This window comes from Bacillus sp. FJAT-18017 (assembly GCF_001278805.1).
In the GTDB taxonomy this organism is placed as follows: domain Bacteria; phylum Bacillota; class Bacilli; order Bacillales; family Cytobacillaceae; genus Bacillus_D.
In genome coordinates, this window is the sequence record NZ_CP012602.1 from 4,809,337 (window position 1) to 4,824,873 (window position 15,537).

At 44.3% G+C, this 15,537-nt stretch carries 18 protein-coding genes; all 18 read right to left on the reverse strand.

From position 1 onward, the window contains the following. Positions 1-139 precede the first annotated feature (139 nt). The 18 genes from AM500_RS22535 to flgB all read right to left on the reverse strand — a co-directional run bounded on the left by AM500_RS22535 (position 140) and on the right by flgB (position 15,504). On the reverse strand, positions 140-943 hold the full coding sequence (locus tag AM500_RS22535; RefSeq protein ID WP_053601222.1) for a sigma-70 family RNA polymerase sigma factor: 804 nt from the start codon (positions 941-943) through the stop codon (positions 140-142). A 17-nt stretch (positions 944-960) separates the two neighbouring features. Continuing rightward, positions 961-1,311, reverse strand: coding sequence for a hypothetical protein (locus AM500_RS22540; protein ID WP_053601223.1), 351 nt, complete (start codon positions 1,309-1,311; stop codon positions 961-963). Between the two features lie 11 nt (positions 1,312-1,322). After that, entirely contained in the window at positions 1,323-2,210 is an 888-nt protein-coding gene (locus AM500_RS22545) for a MinD/ParA family protein (protein WP_053601224.1), read from the reverse strand. Beyond that, positions 2,167-3,576, reverse strand: coding sequence for a flagellar biosynthesis GTPase FlhF (flhF, locus tag AM500_RS22550; RefSeq protein WP_053601225.1), 1,410 nt, complete (start codon positions 3,574-3,576; stop codon positions 2,167-2,169). The genes AM500_RS22545 and flhF overlap by 44 nt, the downstream gene beginning before the upstream one ends. Next, complete coding sequence (flhA, locus tag AM500_RS22555; protein WP_053601226.1) at positions 3,573-5,606, reverse strand: flagellar biosynthesis protein FlhA; 2,034 nt, start codon at positions 5,604-5,606, stop codon at positions 3,573-3,575. The genes flhF and flhA overlap by 4 nt, the downstream gene beginning before the upstream one ends. Continuing rightward, a complete protein-coding gene (flhB, locus tag AM500_RS22560; RefSeq protein WP_053601227.1) occupies positions 5,603-6,697 on the reverse strand; it encodes a flagellar biosynthesis protein FlhB in 1,095 nt (364 codons plus the stop codon). The genes flhA and flhB overlap by 4 nt, the downstream gene beginning before the upstream one ends. Before the next feature lie 4 nt (positions 6,698-6,701). Next, positions 6,702-7,475, reverse strand: coding sequence for a flagellar biosynthetic protein FliR (gene fliR / locus AM500_RS22565; RefSeq protein ID WP_043930468.1), 774 nt, complete (start codon positions 7,473-7,475; stop codon positions 6,702-6,704). A gap of 9 nt (positions 7,476-7,484) precedes the next feature. Continuing rightward, complete coding sequence (gene fliQ, locus AM500_RS22570) at positions 7,485-7,754, reverse strand: flagellar biosynthesis protein FliQ (protein WP_043930469.1); 270 nt, start codon at positions 7,752-7,754, stop codon at positions 7,485-7,487. A 12-nt stretch (positions 7,755-7,766) separates the two neighbouring features. Beyond that, positions 7,767-8,504 carry a flagellar type III secretion system pore protein FliP gene (gene fliP / locus AM500_RS22575; protein WP_082347348.1) on the reverse strand — a complete coding sequence of 246 codons (738 nt, stop codon included), beginning with the start codon at positions 8,502-8,504 and terminating at the stop codon, positions 7,767-7,769. Next, complete coding sequence (locus AM500_RS22580; protein ID WP_053601228.1) at positions 8,501-9,076, reverse strand: flagellar biosynthetic protein FliO; 576 nt, start codon at positions 9,074-9,076, stop codon at positions 8,501-8,503. Before AM500_RS22580 ends, fliP begins: the two co-directional genes overlap by 4 nt. 95 nt (positions 9,077-9,171) lie before the next feature. After that, complete coding sequence (fliJ, locus tag AM500_RS22585; protein WP_053601229.1) at positions 9,172-9,606, reverse strand: flagellar export protein FliJ; 435 nt, start codon at positions 9,604-9,606, stop codon at positions 9,172-9,174. Next, positions 9,603-10,925 carry a flagellar protein export ATPase FliI gene (gene fliI, locus AM500_RS22590; protein ID WP_053601230.1) on the reverse strand — a complete coding sequence of 441 codons (1,323 nt, stop codon included), beginning with the start codon at positions 10,923-10,925 and terminating at the stop codon, positions 9,603-9,605. Before fliI ends, fliJ begins: the two co-directional genes overlap by 4 nt. Then, a complete protein-coding gene (locus AM500_RS22595; protein WP_053601231.1) occupies positions 10,922-11,716 on the reverse strand; it encodes a FliH/SctL family protein in 795 nt (264 codons plus the stop codon). Before AM500_RS22595 ends, fliI begins: the two co-directional genes overlap by 4 nt. Then, complete coding sequence (gene fliG / locus AM500_RS22600) at positions 11,700-12,710, reverse strand: flagellar motor switch protein FliG (RefSeq protein WP_053601232.1); 1,011 nt, start codon at positions 12,708-12,710, stop codon at positions 11,700-11,702. The genes AM500_RS22595 and fliG overlap by 17 nt, the downstream gene beginning before the upstream one ends. 5 nt (positions 12,711-12,715) lie before the next feature. After that, positions 12,716-14,320 carry a flagellar basal-body MS-ring/collar protein FliF gene (gene fliF / locus AM500_RS22605; RefSeq protein WP_053601233.1) on the reverse strand — a complete coding sequence of 535 codons (1,605 nt, stop codon included), beginning with the start codon at positions 14,318-14,320 and terminating at the stop codon, positions 12,716-12,718. 28 nt (positions 14,321-14,348) lie between these two features. Beyond that, positions 14,349-14,648, reverse strand: a complete 300-nt coding sequence (gene fliE, locus AM500_RS22610) for a flagellar hook-basal body complex protein FliE (RefSeq protein WP_043930476.1) — start codon at positions 14,646-14,648, stop codon at positions 14,349-14,351. Between the two features lie 11 nt (positions 14,649-14,659). After that, a complete protein-coding gene (gene flgC, locus AM500_RS22615) occupies positions 14,660-15,100 on the reverse strand; it encodes a flagellar basal body rod protein FlgC (RefSeq protein ID WP_082347349.1) in 441 nt (146 codons plus the stop codon). A 2-nt stretch (positions 15,101-15,102) separates the two neighbouring features. Then, a complete protein-coding gene (flgB, locus tag AM500_RS22620; protein WP_442853981.1) occupies positions 15,103-15,504 on the reverse strand; it encodes a flagellar basal body rod protein FlgB in 402 nt (133 codons plus the stop codon). Positions 15,505-15,537: the final 33 nt, after the last annotated feature.

Here is a 15,537-nt window from a genome sequence, read left to right on the forward strand (position 1 = left end):
AATTCGACATCTCAGGTGCAATTATACGACATTTCCACCATTTAACCAAGATGATTAGGGCTTAAAAAATCTAAATTAAGGAAAAATGCCCCCTTTTCGGAGGCATTTTCATAAAATTTATATATATTTACCTAAGAAATCAGATAAATGAATCCATCGAATATCCTTTTTCCTGAAAGCTCTTTCTTATACGTAAAATGGCCTGGGAATGCAGCTGGGAAATACGTCCCTTTGTGAGGTCAAGCACTTCTGCTATTTCTACTTGAGAGAGTCCTTCATAATATAAAAGAGTGATGACCAACCTTTCCTTCTCAGGCATTTTATCTATGCTTACGGCAAGCAGTTTCCTGAACTCGGCCATTTGCAACTGCATTTCATGGGCAACTGAGTTTTCATCAACGATTTTTTCTAGTCTCGTTTCCTGCTTCCCAGCGCTATCATTTTCCTTTATTTGCTCATTTAATGAAAGAAGCATCGTTAAAGACAGGACAGACATCGATTGATCAATTTCCTCAGCCGACACCTGTAAATACTCGCTCAGTTCCTCCTGGCTCGGTGTCCTGAGTAAAGATTGCTCAAGGTCGCGCATGGCAATATTCATTTTTTTCGCCTTTTCCCTTACACCGCGCGGCACCCAATCCAATTTACGAAGCCCATCCAGCATCGCGCCTTTAATTCTCCAAAGTCCATACGTTTCAAAATTATAGCCTTTTTGGTAATCAAATTTTCGAATCGCCTCAATTAGCCCAATATAACCCATTCCCATTAAGTCTTCCTTCGGTACAACTCTGTTGGGAATACTGGCACTGATTCGATTAGCCACTTTCTCTACCAAGTACATGTACTTAACAACCAGCTGTTCCTGGGATAATGAATCCTGCGTATCACGATATGATTTCCAAAGCGAATGATATTGCGCGGCTTCCTTCAAAGCGGATTTCAATTGTCATCCCCCCTTATCTATATCCCGGAACGAAATGTTCCAGAGGCGTTTTCCGTTTCGAGTTTTTCCTCTTTCCCGTGAAGCAGCTCCAATGGGATTCCAGTGAATGGTTGCTCTTCCTTGTGTTCTGCGATCTCACCCGGCAAAGGAACACTTTCATTTTCTAAAAGTGTCACTTGCCTCGTTTCCTTTTCTTCAACTTTCAATAAACCTAGGACAATCTGAGCAACCCATCCTGCCATGAAGAATAGTAAAAACCCTATTCCTGCCCGTGTCAGCGAAACATGCCACATATTATTCATGTAAGAAAAAAGAAATGAGGCAGTGAAAGCTACTAAACCCAGCAATATATTTACTCTCCACTTCATTTTATTGCCCCTTAAAATGCCTTGCCCAGCATCATGATTTTTTCAAAAAAGCCTTTTATCCCTGTTGCAGGTGCCGACGAATTATTTTCTTCTTTCTCAGGGAAATAGGAATGGACGATTTGTTTAATATTTCTCGCGGCTTCACAATTAGGGAAACTGATCATAAAAGGTGTCTGCTGAAGGACAGATTCCCGGACTTTTCCATCCTCCATAATAAAACCAAGCGTATTCAGCTTTATCTTCAGAAAATGGCTGGACGCACTTTTAATTGCTCTTGATGTATCAACAGCCTCGCGATAAGATTGGGCTCGGTTCACCACAAGCCGGAATACAGGAACATTTTTCCGGTCGCGGACAGCAGTTTTCAGCACACCATAAGCATCAGCGATTGATGTCGGCTCGGGAGTTGTCACGAGGATGGTCTCATCTGATGCTAGAATAAAATGAACCAGTTCCTTTGATAGCCCTGCACCTGTATCAAGCAAAATAAAATCCGCGTAATGTTGCAGCTCTTGAATTTGGCTCCAAAAAAACTCCAGAAATACCTCATCAAACTTCAAAAGATCCTTCATTTCAAATCCGCCAGAAATATACTCGATTCCGTCTGTACCTTTTTCAAGGACATCCCAAATATATTTTCGCTGGTAAAGCACATCCACTAAGCTATGCCGAGGAGTAAGCCCCATCAGAATATCAAGGTTGGCAGTTGACAAGTCTAGATCAAGAACAATGACTTTCTTACCTGCAGCCTTTAAGCCAAGAGCAAAATTAAGAGTGAAGTTTGATTTACCGACACCACCCTTTCCGCTTGTAATCGTGATGACACGCGCGGAATGCTCTGCATGCTGTTCGGCATTAAAGCGATGCATATATTCTCTTAGACTCTGTGCCTGATCCATCTTCGACTTCATCTCCTACTAAATATCCCGTTATCAGCTTCGCATCAATTGCTGTAATATCCTCGGGAACACTTTGGCCGTTGGTCATGTATGCTAATTCGTAAGGAAAGTGGTATGCAATATTGAGAATCGAGCCGTAGGTCGTCGTTTCATCGAATTTAGTCAAAATTAATTTCTTTACAGGGCTTTCAAGGAATTCATTCAGAACCACAGCCATGTCTTCATATTTCGTTGTCAAACTTAAGGCAAGAAAGTTTTCTTTATCAGCTGGATATTCCAGATACTTGCCGATTGCTTCTCTATGAATGAGTTCCCGGTAATTCCGTCCAGTGGTATCCATATATATCAAGTCATATGGTGCAAGCCTTGCTAGGGCAGTTTCTAATTCATCTGCTGAACGGACGACTTCAATTGGCACATTCAGAATACCCGCATACGTCTTCAGCTGTTCAACTGCGCCAATTCGGTAAACATCCGTTGTTATCATCGCGACTCTTCGCTTTTGGCGCAATACCTGCTCGGTTGCCAGCTTGGCAATCGAGGTTGTTTTTCCAACACCAGTCGGGCCAATAATATTTACCATTCGGACATTCATATTAATAGAAGTTGAATTTGGAATTCTCTTTTTTAGAATGCCTTCAATAATTCCCTTGATTTGCTCGTGAATGGAGGTACTATCCGTAGACACGTCAGGCTGGTTTTTAAGAAGCATTGTTGTAATATAGTCGATTACCTCTTCTTCCACGCCTTGCTTTTTTAAACGCTTGGCCCAATCAGCTAATTCTTCAGACAAAGGTGTCTCCTGATTTCGATCCCTCATCATGATCATCATCATTTTTCGCATGTCCTGGAGTTCTTCTAGGAGCTGCTCATTCCCTTGCGATGCTGTTTTCGGCTCTACCGGTTCAGTTTTTGCTGCCTCAGTCTTTACCAGCTTGGGTTTTACCAGCTCCAGCTTTGCGAATTCAGGTGTTGCTAGTTCGGGTTTTGCCAATTCTGGTGTTACTGCCTCAGGGTTTGCGGATTCAGGGTTCACAGCCGATCCTCCGTACTTTGAAGTTCCTTCCCTTTTTACAGGAAAAGATGGTTCTTCCGTCTGTTCAGGCCGTTTCCCAGCAATCAGCCGATTTAATTCGGCTCTATCTGGTTTTTGGGTGATATCAAGGGTAAATGCTGGTTCCTGCTTTTTCGGTTCCTCATCCAGGGTGTAAGCAGTTACCTCATACTTTTGCTTTGAAAATAATCCGAAGATACCGCCAGCTTTAATGGTTCTTGTGTTCACGATGATGGCATTGTCACCAAGCTCCTGTCGAACCATCTTCAATGCAAGGGGCATGGACTCCGCAACTATTTTTTTCGTTTTCATATATTCACGACTCCTATACTTTGAATCTCAATATCTTGTTCAAGCTCGGTGTAGGCAAGAACCGGGACCGTTGGCAGCACTTTATCAACAAGCTGTTTCATATACATCCTAATTGATGGGGAGGTCAAGAAAATTGGCTGGCCTCCCGCTGTAGTCACCCGTGAAATCTGTTCCCTTAGTTCCTCGGTAATTCTTCTTGTCAATTGAGGGTCCATAGAAAGATAGTACATTCCCGCTTCAGTTTGCTGAATGGAGTCGGATATTCCTTTTTCAAGTGTTGCTCCTGCAGTGAGGACATTGATGACGCCATCCTCTGCATATTGCTCGGTAATTTGCCGCGTCAATGATTGTCGGACATATTCTGTTAGGACTCTTGGATCCTTCGTATAAACTGAATAATCGGCAAGTGTTTCAAAAATGGTAACCAAATCACGGATAGAAATTTGTTCGCGCAGCAAATTTTGCAATACCTTTTGGATTTCTCCGACAGGGAGCATATTTGGAACAAGTTCCTCCACAAGATTTGGATGCGTTTCTTTGAGATTTTCGACGAGTTCCTTCGTTTCTTCCCTGCCAAGCAGCTGATAGGCGAACCGCCTGAGCACTTCAGTTAAGTGTGTGGCAATAACAGAAGGAGGATCAACAATGATATATCCCATTAATTCAGCCCGCTGTTTCTCTTCTTTGCTGACCCATGTTGCCGGCATTCCAAAGGCAGGTTCAATGACATGTATTCCTTCAATTGGTTCGGCATCCGGGACTGAATTCATAGCCAGGAAGTGGTCAAGGTATATTTCACCAGAGGCAATCTTTGAGCCTCTGTACTTTAATACGTAATGGTTAGGCGGGACCTGCAGGTTGTCACGGATTCTTATGGTCGGAATCACAAGCCCTAATTCGATGGCAAATTGCCTGCGTATCATGACAATCCGATCAAGGATATCTCCCCCCTGTTTTTGATCAGCCAATGGGATAAGGGCATATCCGATTTCAAGCTCCAATGTATCGAGTTGAAGAAGATTGATTACTTTCTCGGGATTGCGGATATCCTCCTCCTGCTCTTCCATGGTCGCAGCCACTAGTTCGGCTTCTTTATTCCGGGCAGCGTTATTCATTGTATAAGCACCAAAAGCAAGCAGGGCTGCAATTGGGAAGGTCAGGAAAATTCCGATTGGTGTAAAGATACCGAACATTAGAATTGTTCCCGCCACAAAATAGAGGAGCTTTGGATAGTTGAATATTTGATTCATTATATCCGAGCCCAGGTTTCCCTCTGATGCGGCTCTTGTAACCGTAATACCTGTAGCTGTAGAGATTAGCAGGGCTGGAATCTGGCTGACGAGCCCGTCCCCGACAGAGAGCAATGTGAATGTACTTGCCGCTTCAGCAAACCCCATACCATGTATGGCCATCCCGATTGCAAATCCGCCTATGACGTTAATCAGCAAGATGATAATACCAGCAATCGCATCACCCTTAACGAATTTACTGGCACCATCCATCGCTCCGTAGAAGTCTGCTTCCCGTTCAACCTTTCTCCGGCGGTCGCGTGCCTCCTGTTCGCTAAGCAATCCGGCATTCATATCAGCATCAATACTCATTTGCTTACCAGGCATTGCATCCAGGGTGAACCGGGCGGCAACCTCCGCTACCCGTTCGGAGCCTTTTGTAATAACGAGAAATTGGATAACAACGAGAATTAAGAACACGACAAAGCCTATTACCGGACTGCCGCCAATAACGAACGATCCGAATGTTTCAATCACTTCCCCGCCATCGGCATGTGTCAAAATCGACCGGGTTGTCGATACATTCAATGCAAGCCGAAAAAGAGTCGTAATCAGGATTGCTGTTGGAAAAATTGAAAAGTCTAATGGTTCCTTCGTATTCATTGCTACAAGCAAAATCAATAGAGACAATGAAATATTAAAGATTAACAGAAAATCTAACAGTAAGGTTGGCATTGGAATAATCATCATTGCCACTATTAAGATAACGAGTATCAATACGGATAAGTCTGATTTTTTCATGTAGCAATCCCCTTAAAGCGGCCTTCCTGAAAATACACATACGCCAATATTTCACCAACAGCATTGAACAGTTCTTCCGGAATCGTTTCACCGATTTCCACCGAAGCAAACAGTGCACGTGCCAGTGGTTTGTTTTCGACCGTCATGATTTTGTTTTCTCTGGCAATTTCCTTTATTTTTAAAGCGACATGATCCTGTCCTTTTGCAATAACTTCCGGCGCTTCCATTGTTGTCACATCGTAACGGATTGCAACCGCAAAGTGGGTTGGGTTTGTAATGACCACATCGGCTTTCGGGACCTCCTGCATCATCCGGTTCATCGACATTTGGCGTTGAATCGCCCTTCGCTGCCCTTTAACATGCGGATCCCCTTCCATCTTTTTGAACTCATCCTTTATATCCTGCTTTGACATCCTCAACTTCTTTTCATGTTCAAAGCGCTGGTAGAGGTAATCCGCACCAGCGATTACCCCGAGGATCACTGCTATCGCAAGGCCCGCCTGCAGGGTAATCGAGCCTATGAACCTCATTGAGTCCCATAGTGGTTTCTCGCCCATGACGAGCAGCTCTTCTTTTTTCGGCCAGATGACCATATAGACAACAAAGGAGGTTATAACCATTTTCAAGATGGACTTGATCAGTTCAACAACCGCCCTCATTGAAAAAATTTGCTTCGCACCCTGGATGGGATTGAGCTTGCCTAAATTGAATTTAATCGACTCGGTATTGAACATGAATCCGACCTGTGAATAATTTGAGATGATTCCGGCAAGCATCGCAACTCCCATGATCGGGCCGGCGATGATGACCGCTTTAATCAAGAGCTGATTGAACATTAGCTGAATACTGGATGTAGAAACATCCCACAACATGTATTCCTGAAAGCTTTGGCGCAAGAGCTGGAATAATCCCGATATCACTGAATCACCAAAAATGAACAAAAAAGAAAAGGTAAATAACAGCGTCAATGCCGAGGATACTTCCTGGCTTTTTGCCACCTGGCCCTTATTCCTGGCTTCCCTGCGTTTATTCGGGGTGGCTTTTTCTGTTTTTTCACCGGCAAATAACTGCAAATCCAAGCGCAACAGCATAAGTCTAAGCCCCCATAATCTTCATGATTGAAGACATTGATTCGTACATCATTTCAAAAAGCTTTGCCAGCAAGTAAAAGAAGCTTGGCAGGATAAAAGTATAAATCGTAAAGTGCAGCAAAATTTTGACCGGAGGGAAGATGGCAATTAGGTTCATTTGTGGAACTGTTTTAGAAATTATTCCAAGCGCCACATCCACGACAAACAGGGTACCGATAATTGGGACTGCCATCATGAAGCCTGCCATAAACATCTGAGAGACTGAATCAAGAATTTGCGAAGCCATCCGGCCATCACTCCAGGCAGGGACAAGCTCCTTCAGACCCACCCAGTCAAAGCTGGCCAGCACTCCTTGTATTAGGAGGTGATGGCCGTTGGTGGCCAACAATACGAGAATGGCCAGTACGTTTTTAAACTGTCCTGTCACCTGGGTATTCGTTTGAAAAGTTGGATCAAACATATTGGCCATAAAAAAACCAATCTGGAAATCTATTAATGTTCCTGCAAACTGGACGGCGTAGAAAATGATATTAGCTATCATCCCCAGCACCGCACCAATTAGGAATTCTTTTAAAATCAACAGGATGAGCATACCATCAGCCACAGGCTCCAAAGGTTCATTCACAACACTTATGCATACTAATGTCAGAACAAAACTGAGGCCAATTTTATGCTGAGCCGGAATTTGTCTTCCTGAGAAAATTGGAGCTGTGACAATAAATGAAGAAATTCTTACAAACACGAGCAAAAATGCCCACCACGGTGAAAGATCAAACATTTCCATCACCTAACCGATAAACTGTGAAAGATTTCCGAGCAAGTTTTGTGTGAATTCAACCACATATCGGAGCATCCATGATCCAAAAAACAGAATGGCTACAAAAACGGCAACAATTTTAGGCACAAATGCCAGCGTCTGGTCCTGGATCTGTGTAGTTGCCTGAAAAATACTGACTAATAAGCCCACAAGCAATGCGATTCCACATGCAGGGGCAATAACGATTAGGATTGTATAAATTGCCTGCTGGGCAACTTGCAATACAACTTCTGGTGTCAACGGTACTCCTCCTTAAAAGCTCTTAAGCAAAGATTCTACGATTAAGTGCCACCCATCTACCAAAATGAAAAGTAGAATTTTAAAGGGCAGCGAAATCATCACCGGAGGAAGCATCATCATACCCATTGACATCAATATGCTTGCTACAATCATGTCAATCACGAGAAAAGGGACGAATATCATGAACCCCATCTGGAAAGCCGTTTTAAGCTCACTTATGGCAAAAGCCGGGACAAGGGCTGTCAACGGAATATCGTCGATTGTTTTAGGCCTGTCCAAATTGGCATAATCAAGAAACAAAGCTAAATCCTTTTCACGCGTATGCTTTGCCATGAATTCCTTCGCTGGCGAGGCTGCTTTATCAAAGGCCTCTTCCTGGCTCAGCTCTCCTGCCATGAATGGCTGCAGCGCATCCTCATTTATCTGTGAAAAAGTGGGTCCCATGATGAAAAACGTTAAAAACATTGCCAGGCCGATTAATACCTGATTCGGAGGCATATACTGTGTTCCAAGCGCAGTACGGACAAACCCCAGAACGATGACTAACCTCGTAAAACTCGTCATCATAATGAGAATGGCCGGTGCTATTGATAGGACGGTCAGCAACAGGATAATCCGTACACTTGTCGATACATTTTCCGGACTATCCGATGTCTCAATGCCCGGAAGGAAACTTGCATTTGCCTCAGAGGTTAGGCTGAAAAAAAACAGAACTAAAAATGGAACGAGGATATAAAGCTTCTTTTTCATGAATCCCGCCCCTTTTGAAACTCTTGCTGAACCTTCTTAATATGTTTTTGAAAAGTCGCTGCCCAATTTTGATTAGGTTCAAGGCCAGTCCATTTTGCCGGCTGCCCTTCAGCCTGGTTTTCAACGCTTTCCAGTAACTGCTGATATTCTTCTTCTCCTTTGGAAATGGAGCGAACTAATGTGACGTTTTCGCCAACCCCTAAAATGTAGATCGTTTGGCCAATCAGCACGACCTGCAGAGACTTGTTTTGCCCCATCATATGGCCGGCAAGCGACAGTACAGGCCCGTTACTTTGCAGGCGCCTGCCTTTTTTTGCGAGAAACCGGCCAAGGCCAATTAACAAGGCTATGACAACGATAAATGAAAACAGGAATTTAATTACAAGTGAAGTAATTGAAGATGATTGACTTTCCGTTTTTTCTATCGAAACAGGAGTCGATTCACCTTCTTTGTCATTTTGGAGGCTATCGGAGACAAAAGGATCGCCAGCTGCTTTCGACTCTGCAGCAAAGGCGGCGGATTGTATAGGTATGAGTAAAAATAGAATAATAGATAATAGAAAGTATTTCATGATGTTCTCCTTCCATGGAGCTCTTGCTTCTTATTAATTGCCGCTTTTTTGGCCCTGATGCCAGCAGGTAAACGGCTCCTGCTGGCAGCCTGAAATTATATTTTTCTTGTGTAGCGGATGACCGCCATTTCATCGAGCATTGCCTGTTCTTTTTGATCCATTTCCTTTATGAAGGTGGCGCGGGATTTGGCTTTCCATTTGTTCCAAATTTTCGCTTCCTGTGACCTTTCAAGCAATACTTGCTGCTTGTCCTCAAGTTCTTTATGAACTTCAACGGTCTTGTGTTCCAGCTGGCGCTTAATATGATGAACATGCTTGATTCCAGCCTGGATTTCGAGAATATCGGCAACCTTTTTTTGATGGACTTCATTATATTCATCAAAGATGCCTTGCTCTCTTGTTTGCAGACCCTCAAGCTCCTGCTCTAATTCGAATTGCTTTTGTTTTACTACTCCAAATTCCTGTTCGGCCAGATCCTGCTGCTTCTCTTTATACTCAAGTACTTTTTGATAAGGAAACTTATAGTTCATCGGTACGATTCTCCAAATTGTGATAGTAGGAAGGTTTGTGCTTCCTCCAGGGTGGAGCTTTCATAGATGCCCTGCCGCAGGAATTGGTCCATGAGCGGTTTTTGCCTAAGGGCGAGATCAATATCGCGGTTGGAGCCCTTTTTATATGCGCCAATATTAATTAGGTCTTCAGCTTCGTTATATGAAGCCAATAACCTTTTAAACTGCACTGCCGCTTTTTGGTGTTCTGGGGTCGTAATTTCAGAAACGACGCGGCTTGCACTATTCAACACATCGATGGCAGGAAAAATTCCTTTCGCGCCAATTCCCCGGTTCAGGACAATATGGCCATCCAGGATGCCCCGGACTGCATCGGCAATCGGTTCGTTCATGTCGTCCCCGTCCACGAGCACAGTATATATAGCGGAAATCGTGCCCTTAGGTCCGGTTCCCGATCGTTCAAGCAACTGAGGGAGCATCGCAAAAACGGAAGGTGTATATCCTTTTGTTGTCGGCGGTTCCCCGATAGCAAGCCCTACCTCTCTCTGCGCCATCGCAAAGCGAGTCACAGAGTCCATGACGAGCAAAACATCCTTGCCCTGGTCACGGAAATATTCAGCAATGGCCGTGGCTGTCAACGCCCCTTTTATCCTGATAAGCGCTGGCTGATCCGATGTCGCTACAATGACAACCGATTTCGCAAGCCCTTCAGGACCAAGGTTTTGTTCGATAAAATCGAGAACTTCCCGCCCTCGTTCACCAATCAAGGCGATTACGTTCACTTCGGCAGTAGTATTTCTCGATATCATGCCAAGAAGCGTACTCTTCCCTACACCGCTTCCGGCAAAGATTCCAACACGCTGCCCTTTTCCCATCGTCAGCAAACCATCAATGGTTTTGACCCCTGTGCCAAGTGCCTCATGAATTCTCGGCCTTGTCAGCGGGTTTGGCGGTGTTGCATGTGCGGATACTTCTTCAAGCCCTAGTGGCAGCGGCTTCCCGTCAATCGGATTCCCGAGCCCGTCGAGAATTCTCCCAAGCAGCTGCGTGCCGGCCTTGACAACCATGTTTTTCCCGCTAGCAACCACATCACATCCGGGACCAATTGCCCTAACTTCACCAAGGGGCATAAGCAGAACTTTATTTTCTTTAATCCCAACCACTTCTGCCTGAATGGGCTTTTGTGATTGGGACGGATAAATCGAGCATATTTCACCGATCCTAACATCCGGTCCCTGGGACTCGATTGTAAGCCCGATGATTTGAGTGATCTTGCCATTAACCCGGACTGGATCGATACTGCGTATCAGCTTTACATAGTTCTCTGTGGCTAAAATCATTCTTCTGCACCTCTTCTAGCCTCAAGAATGACTTTTTTGATTTCTTCAATCTGTGTATCAATCCTGGCGTCAACACTTCCATAGGCGGTACAGATAACACATCCTTTTTCACCTACAGAATGGTCTGGAACAATTTTAATTTCGGTTTCCCCATTTACAACTGCTATTAAGTGGCCGCGCTGTGAATTGATAAACTCAAAATCCTTAGGATGGACGCAGACTGTAATATATTCCTTTTCCTTAAAACGAAGGATATGCTGCTTAATTAGCTCTATCATCCATTGTGGTGACGTTTCTAATTCATGCTTTACAATCTGCTCGGCTATTGCGGTACTAAGTTCGAGAAGGAACGGTTCAGCCTCGGTTATAATTGACTCTTTTTGCTGGAAGGCATCATCTAGTACTGCTTGAGCCTGCTCCAGCTTAAGTGCATATTCCATCCTGGCTTCCTCTTCACCCTGGTTCTTTCCTGCTAGAAAACCTTCTTCATAGCCGAGCTGTTTGGCATCAATTGAGATAACTTCAAGCTCTGATTGTTTTTCTGCCCACCATTGTTTGATGCTTTCCTCTGCTTTCGCCTGGATGGCCAAAGCATTCTGCCTGGCTTCTTCCAGGATTTCTTCAGCCCGCTTAGCAGCTTCCGCTAGTTGGATTGATTCAGTAACCGGCAAAGGTTCTTCGCTGTTTGATGACTGAGGCAGCTGAACCGGACGAAATGGTTCTTTCAATACCTTAATTTCATCGCTTATGGACAGCCCGGAAGCCTTAAAAACCTTAGAGTAGGATACCATCTTTTTCACCCCGGGCAATCACAATCTCGCCGGCATCTTCAAGGCGCCTAATGACAGATACAATCCGCCCCTGTGCCTCTTCAACATCCTTGACCCTAACTGGCCCCATATATTGCATTTCTTCCTCGAAGGTTTCCACCATCCGGGAAGACATATTTTCGTATATAACCTTTTTGACTTCTTCGCTTGCCGCCTTCAAGGAGAGCATCAAGTCCGAATTATCAACTTCCTGGATAACACGCTGAATAGCGCGGCGGTCGAGTGTAATAATATCCTCGAATACAAACATCCGTTTCTTGATTTCCTCGGCCAAATCCTGGTCCCTGAGCTTGAGTTCTTCGAGAATTCCCTTTTCCGTACTGCGGTCGACGCCATTCAGAATCGTAACAATTGATTCGATGCCTCCGACTACGGTGAAGTCCTGGCGAATTGTAGCAGACAGATTCTGTTCAAGGATTTTCTCGACTTCCTTTATAACTTCAGGTGATGTCTGTTCCAATAAAGCAATCCGTCTTGCTACATCGGACTGGAGCTCGCCGGTCAAGGAAGACAAGATAATCGAAGCCTGCTGCGGCTCCAAATGCGCAAGAACCAGCGCAATGGTTTGCGGGTGCTCACTTTGCAAAAAGTTATATATTTGAATAGGATCAATCCGTCGTGCAAAATCGAAGGGCTTTACTTGCAGTTCAGACGTTAGCTTCTGAATGATTTTGGTTGCCTTGTCTCTTCCAAGTGCTTCTTCGAGCACCTCTTTTGCGTATCCGATTCCGCCCATTGCCAGGTAATCTTGGGCAATGCACATTTCGTGGAACTCGTTGAACACTTCTTCCTTCTCTTTGGAATCAACCTTCTGAATGCCTGCAATGGCTAGTGTTAGCTTCTCAATCTCTTGATCATCCAGATGCTTGAATACCTTTGAAGAAGCATCTTTCCCCATTGTAATCAGCAAAATTGCTGCTTTTTGCTTGCCATTCAATCTTAATGCTGTCGCCACAATGATCAGACCTCCTCTTCATGCAGCCATGTTCGGACGATTTTTGCAAAATCCTCCGGCCTCTGTTCAAGCAGCCGCTTCAATTGGCTTTCAACCGTTAAATCATGTTCGGCAAAGTATTCCTGTTCGTTCAATGGAATAGGCTGTTGCTGCTCAAATGCCGCTTGGATTTCTTCGTCTTCTTTTTTGCTTCTTCTAACAAACATCCATATCAGTAAGCCAATTAGGAGAAGCGTTGCCGCAGCAACTGCAATCCCGCCAATCAGGAACCAATTTTGTTCTGCTTCAGCCGCAACCGGCGTTTCTTCGGAAAATTGATGCGGAACGACCGTAACCCGCTGTGCAATTTGTTCTACTGTTAACTCTGGGTGCCCGAGTGCAGTACGGACAATATTCGCTGCTACATTATGAACATTTTCCTGGACACCTTCGGGAACGAGACCGGGCTTTCCCGGGATTGACGGAACACCAACGTTTATCGAAATATCTTCTATTTCATAAGGACTTTTTACAATTTCATTTGTAATCCGGTTAACTTCATAATTGACGCGCTCCTGCGCTTCTTCATAATCGCCAGTTCCATTAGCGGTATTTCCTGTATAGCCCGGTACATCTGTTTCACCCGTACCGACCACTCCACCCGCGTTCTCGGCATCGGTGCCCGTGTAGGACTTTGAGCTTTCTTCAGAACTGATGACCAGCCCCTGTTCGGAGCCATCCGCAGGTTTCACAAGATTTTCCTGGGTCTTCACTTTATCAAAGTTCATTTTCACAAAGGTATGGACGGATACCTTATCGCTGCCTAGCACACCACCTAAAAGCTTTTGGAGGTTTTGCTGAATATCCCGCTCAATATCTTGCTGAACTTTTCTTTGTTCGTCATAATTCTCCAAAGCCATTCCTTCTGTGCCCGTTTCATCGAGCAGCAAGGTTTCGCTATATTGATTCATGACCGTGATGTTTTCCATCGGCAGGTTTTTGACGCTACGGGCAATAAGTGTATACAGTGCTTTAACCTGTTCGTTATTCAGCTTTGCACCCGGTTCAATTTCTACCATGACAGAAGCACTTGCAGCCTGCTCATCACCTGGCCTGATAAAGACAGACTCCTCAGGCAAATTCAAAATGACCTCTGCGTTTTTGATTCCATCAATATGGGTAATTACCTTAGCCAGCTGGTTTTGCATCGCTTCCCGCTCAAGAATGTCAAACTGGCGGTCTGTCGCACCAAATGATAGATTCTGACTGAAAATATCATAATTGATATTGGTGTCCTTCGGATAACCCGCCGAAGCAAGGGTGACTAATAAATCGGCTGCATCTTTTTGCGGCACAAGCAGCATTGTTCCGTTATCGGAAAGTTTATAGTCTGTGTATCCCTGGCTGTCCAGCTCTGCTTTAATATCTCCTACTTCACGGGTGCTTAGCTGGCCCGTATAAAGCGGGACATACTGTGGCCGTGACGCAAAAACAACAAATGCGGATAAGGCAAACATCAGAAATAAAAAAGTTCCAATGATGAGCCATTTTTGTTTTGAACTCCGCGCTCCCCAATACTGGCTAAAAAGTTCTGTTGACTTTTTTATTTGATCTTTCCATGATCCTCTCATTTCTCACCCTGCCCAGCATCTTTCTAAATTACATTTGCATTCTCATGATTTCTTGATACGTTTCAACCGCTTTGTCCCTTACAGCTACTGTGAGTTCAAGGGCAAGCTTTGCCTTTTGAGAGGCTATCGTCACATCGTGTACATTCTCTGCAGTCCCGGCTGCTGCCTGAACAGACATTTCCGAAGCCTGCTTAACCGTTGTGTCGACATTTTCCATGTATGTTTTAAGTACATTCGAAAACGACACTGTTGGCTTCGCTGCTTCAGCCTTTTGAAAAGGATTTTGATTTATTTTGATGAAATCACCATTTAATCGTGAAATATCCATCCCTTATTCTCCTAACGTCCCAATTCAAGCGCTTTTAGCATTAGGGACTTTCCTGTATTGAACGCTGTTACATTTGCTTCATACGACCTTGAGGAGGCCATCAAATCAATCATTTCCCTGGACAAGTCTACGTTCGGAAGTCTTACGTAGCCTTCCGGATTTGCATCAGGATGACTTGGATCAAAAACGAGTTTAAATGGTGTCTGGTCTTCCGCAATTCTTGTAACTCTGACACCCTGCCCAGCCTGCTTGCTCATTTCTGTTTGAAAAATACCGGCAAACTGGCTTTGCCTAGGTTCCATTTCGACCATCTTCCGGCGATAGGGTTCCCATTCTCCATTGACAAACCTTCCGCGTGTTGAATTTGCATTTGCAATATTCGACGAGACCACATCCATGCGCAGGCGCTGAGCTGTAAGCGCCGATGCATTGATATTCAATGAATCAAACAACCTTAGACCCTCCCTTTAATGGCAATCGACAGTTTTTGAAATTCACTTGAAAGCTGACTTGTGAGCGTGTTATACCACAAAGCATTTTTACTTAAGGAACTCATCTGTTCATCAAGATCAACGTTATTTTCATTGTTTTGCATGGTCGTTCCTCTGTTTTCCACCGCAAAAGGCTGCGGTATGCCAGGACTATTGCCAATGATGACATGCCTGGAATCCGACCTGTTCCCAACAAAATTTGTTTGATTGCTCAATTTTTGTTTCAAAATATCTTCAAACACGACACTTTTGGACTTAAAGCCCGGTGTCTCTGCATTGGCGATATTGTTGGAAATTACATTCTGGCGCATGCTTGAAGCATTTAATGCAGAATGAAGGAGATTGATATTAGTCAAAAACGCCACTCCTATCCCTGGAATAGTTTGATATCTATCAAA

Coding starts and splice junctions, on each gene's coding strand:
- fliP (WP_082347348.1), bottom strand. CDS start 8,504: ATGAAAAAGAAGCTTTATATCCTCGTTCCATTTTTAGTTCTGTTTTTT.
- AM500_RS22580 (WP_053601228.1), bottom strand. CDS start 9,076: ATGAAATACTTTCTATTATCTATTATTCTATTTTTACTCATACCTATA.
- AM500_RS22540 (WP_053601223.1), bottom strand. CDS start 1,311: ATGAAGTGGAGAGTAAATATATTGCTGGGTTTAGTAGCTTTCACTGCC.
- fliR (WP_043930468.1), bottom strand. CDS start 7,475: ATGTTTGATCTTTCACCGTGGTGGGCATTTTTGCTCGTGTTTGTAAGA.
- fliF (WP_053601233.1), bottom strand. CDS start 14,320: ATGAGAGGATCATGGAAAGATCAAATAAAAAAGTCAACAGAACTTTTT.
- flhA (WP_053601226.1), bottom strand. CDS start 5,606: ATGAAAAAATCAGACTTATCCGTATTGATACTCGTTATCTTAATAGTG.
- fliJ (WP_053601229.1), bottom strand. CDS start 9,606: ATGAACTATAAGTTTCCTTATCAAAAAGTACTTGAGTATAAAGAGAAG.
- flhB (WP_053601227.1), bottom strand. CDS start 6,697: ATGCTGTTGCGCTTGGATTTGCAGTTATTTGCCGGTGAAAAAACAGAA.
- fliI (WP_053601230.1), bottom strand. CDS start 10,925: ATGATTTTAGCCACAGAGAACTATGTAAAGCTGATACGCAGTATCGAT.
- AM500_RS22545 (WP_053601224.1), bottom strand. CDS start 2,210: ATGGATCAGGCACAGAGTCTAAGAGAATATATGCATCGCTTTAATGCC.
- flhF (WP_053601225.1), bottom strand. CDS start 3,576: ATGAAAACGAAAAAAATAGTTGCGGAGTCCATGCCCCTTGCATTGAAG.
- AM500_RS22595 (WP_053601231.1), bottom strand. CDS start 11,716: ATGGTATCCTACTCTAAGGTTTTTAAGGCTTCCGGGCTGTCCATAAGC.
- fliE (WP_043930476.1), bottom strand. CDS start 14,648: ATGGATATTTCACGATTAAATGGTGATTTCATCAAAATAAATCAAAAT.